Source organism: Bacillus sp. LR--39 (genome assembly GCF_053613335.1).
In genome coordinates this window covers 1-1,020 of record NZ_JBSIOT010000376.1, presented here as the reverse complement: position 1 = coordinate 1,020, position 1,020 = coordinate 1, and the positions used below count along the sequence as shown (strand labels likewise).

Genomic DNA, 1,020 nt, shown 5'->3' with positions numbered 1-1,020 from the left:
ATCATCACGGTTTGGCAGCCCCAAATGCTCCTTCGGCGTTACATAACAAAGCATTGCTGTCCCGTACCAACCGATCATCGCCGCTCCGATCGCTGAAGTAATATGGTCATATCCCGGCGCAATATCCGTTGTCAACGGCCCCAATGTGTAAAAAGGCGCTTCTTTACAAATGTCCATTTGTTTATCGACGTTCTCTTTGATTTTATGCATCGGAACATGTCCAGGACCCTCAATCATCACCTGAACATCATGCTTCCAGGCAATTTGCGTCAGCTCTCCAAGCGTCTCTAATTCAGCAAACTGCGCTTCGTCATTGGCATCAGCAATTGATCCGGGACGCAAACCATCCCCAAGTGAGAAAGCAATATCATACATTTTCATAATCTCACATATTTCTTCAAAATGTGTGTATAAAAAGCTTTCTTGATGATGAGCAAGACACCACTGCGCCATAATCGCTCCCCCGCGTGACACAATACCAGTTGTCCGTTTGGCAGTCAGCGGTACATACCTAAGCAAAACACCCGCGTGAATCGTAAAATAATCCACTCCCTGCTCTGCCTGCTCGATTAGCGTATCACGATAAATCTCCCACGTTAAATCCTCCGCTACGCCGTTTACTTTTTCAAGCGCCTGATAAATCGGAACAGTTCCCACAGGCACGGGGCAATTGCGGATAATCCATTCACGCGTCGTATGAATATCTTTTCCGGTAGAGAGATCCATCATCGTATCCGCTCCCCAGCGGATGGCCCACGTCATTTTTTCCACTTCTTCTTCAATGGATGACGTAACCGCTGAATTCCCGATATTCGCATTAATCTTCACATGAAAATTCCGGCCGATAATCATTGGCTCACTTTCAGGGTGATTAATGTTTGAAGGAATAATCGCCCGGCCGCTGGCTACCTCGTCTCTGACGAATTCAGGAGACACATGCTCACGAATGGCGATAAATTCCATCTCAGGTGTAATGATCCCCTTTTTTGCATAGTGCATTTGTGTGACATTTTGACCTGC

General features: G+C 46.6%; 1 pseudogene. It reads right to left on the bottom strand.

The annotated features are described in order from the left end of the window. A pseudogene (gene thiC / locus ACWHAR_RS23360) lies at positions 1-1,020 on the bottom strand (phosphomethylpyrimidine synthase ThiC); the annotation flags it as partial.